The following is a 2,254-nucleotide window of genomic DNA, read 5'->3' as shown; positions in this document are numbered from 1 at the left end:
GCTGCGCTCACCCGCGCGGTCTGGCCCACGGACCCCGTCCAGCGCCTGCTGCCGGAGGCGCTGCGTGACGGCGCGCCCGGACCGCGCACCACCCCGACCCCCGAGGAGAATCGATGACCGATCAGACCGGAGTCCCGGCCTCCCGGGGCGGGGGCGATCATCACCTTCTCGGTGCGGAGCCGCACACCGCCAACGAGATCGACCTCGCCGAGGCCGAGGAGGAGGCCAAGGGCTCACCGCCCAGGAACCTGCTCGACGGCATGATCAAGGCCCTCCGGCCACGGCAGTGGGTCAAGAACGTCCTCGTGGTCGCGGCACCCGCCGCGGCCGGGTCGCAGACGCTCACCGACACCTCGGTCCTCTTCTCGGTCTTCATCGCCTTCGTGGCGTTCTGCATGGCGGCCTCGAGCGTGTACCTGATCAACGACGCGATGGACGTCGAGGCGGACCGCGCGCACCCCACCAAGCGGTTCCGTCCCATCGCCGCCGGGGTGCTGCCGGTCGGACTGGCCTACGGCATGGCGGTGGCGCTCATCGTCGCCTCGATCAGCATCTCGGTGCTGTTCACCCACCCGGCGCTGGCGATCGTCGTGGCCGTGTACATCGTGCTGCAGCTCATGTACTGCTTCGGACTCAAGCACCAGCCGGTGCTCGACATCGCGTTCGTCTCCTCCGGGTTCCTGCTCCGCGCGGTGGCGGGTGGCGCGGCGGCCGAGGTCGAGATCTCGCAGTGGTTCCTGCTGGTCATGGCGTTCGGCTCCCTGTTCATGGCGGCCGGTAAGCGGTACGCCGAACTGAACCTGCACCTGAGGACCGGGGCCAAGATCCGCAAGGCCCTGGAGAGCTACACCCCGACCTACCTGCGGTTCGTGTGGACGCTGTCGGCGACGGTGCTCGTGCTCTGCTACGCCCTGTGGGCGTACGACCGCGGTTCCGATCCCACCCAGCCGTCGGGCTCGGCCGTGTGGTTGCAGATCTCGATCGTGCCGTTCACCATCGCGGTGCTGCGCTATGCGGTCGACGTCGACGCCGCCCAGGCCGGCGAGCCCGAGGACATCGCGCTCGGGGACCGCGTCCTGCAGGTCCTGGCCGGGTTGTGGGTCCTGACCGTCGTGATCGGCGTCTACCTCGTGCCGTCCTTCGCCTGACCGGGGTGGGCGGGCGATGTCGGAGGTGACGGCGGGGAATCCGGGAGCGGGGCGTCCGGCAGCGGACCGGCCCCCGGCGACCGTGGCCTCGCGGAACCCTGAGCGGATCACCGACCGGATCACGGAGCGGATCACCGAGCGACCCCGGGCCGAGCCGGCCGTCTTCTGGGGCGGCCTCGTCGTGGTGGTGGCGGTGTTCCTCGCCGGCGCGTGGCAGCGCCGGTGGATCGCCGACGACGGGCTGATCGTCCTGCGCACGGTCCGCAACCTCATCGCCGGCAACGGACCCGTGTTCAACGCGGGGGAGCGGGTCGAGTCCAACACCTCCACCCTGTGGACCTATCTCGTCTATCTCACCCACGAGGTCGTCGGCTACCGGCTCGAGTTGGTCGCCCTGGGGTTGGCGCTGACGCTGAGCATGATCGCGGTCGCGTGCGCGATGCTCGGCACCCGCGTGATGTACCGGGGCACCCGGCGCGCCCCCGCCGGTGGTCCGATGCTGCTGTTGCCGCTGGGCGTGGTGGTCTACATCATGCTGCCGCCCGCCCGGGACTTCGCGAGCTCGGGCCTGGAGACGGGGCTGGTGATCTGCTGGATCGGCGTCATGTGGCTCGGCCTGCAGCGGTGGGCCCGCGCGCCGCACCGCGAGTACCGGTTCGGTCTACCCGCGGTGGGCACGGCCGCGATGGCGTTCATCGCCGGGCTCGGTCCGCTGGTGCGCCCCGAGTTGGCGCTGGCGGCGGTGGTGTTCCTGGCGCTGCTGGCGGCGTCACAGCAGTCGTGGCGGCATCTGGGCTGGTTGGTCGCCATCGCCGGAACCGTCCCGGTGGTCTACCAGATCTGGCGGATGTCGTACTACGCCCTGCCCTATCCGTTGACGGCCGTCGCCAAGGACGCGGGCGGGTCCAAGTGGGACAAGGGAGCCCAGTACCTGTGGGACCTGCTGTCGCCGTATGTCCTGCTCCTGCCGCTGGCGGTGGTCCTGCTCGCCGGGCTGGTCTCGCTGTGGGCCGTGCGCCGGTCGGACCCCGCCGCGTCCGGGTCCCCGCGTCGCCGGGGTGGGGTGACCGGTGACGACGACGAGGTGGGCGGTCTGCTCCGCCTGC

At 71.1% G+C, this 2,254-nt stretch carries 1 protein-coding gene and 1 pseudogene; both read left to right on the top strand.

Annotated features, from left to right (window positions below):
* The first annotated feature begins 113 nt into the window (after nt 1–113).
* A complete protein-coding gene (locus tag G6020_RS03225; protein ID WP_182609629.1) occupies nt 114–1,148 on the top strand; it encodes a decaprenyl-phosphate phosphoribosyltransferase in 1,035 nt (344 codons plus the stop codon).
* 16 nt (nt 1,149–1,164) lie between these two features.
* Nucleotides 1,165–2,254, top strand: a pseudogene (locus G6020_RS03220) (arabinosyltransferase); the annotation flags it as partial.

Origin of the sequence: Dietzia sp. B19 (assembly GCF_014145155.1) — a bacterium.
Lineage (GTDB): Bacteria > Actinomycetota > Actinomycetes > Mycobacteriales > Mycobacteriaceae > Dietzia > Dietzia natronolimnaea.
The sequence above is the reverse complement of the archived record's forward strand: the minus strand, read 5'-3'. Positions and strand labels throughout refer to the sequence as shown.

What these genes read in the sequence shown, in the direction of transcription:
- G6020_RS03225 (WP_182609629.1), top strand. Translation starts at nt 114, where the DNA reads ATGACCGATCAGACCGGAGTCCCGGCCTCCCGGGGCGGGGGCGATCAT.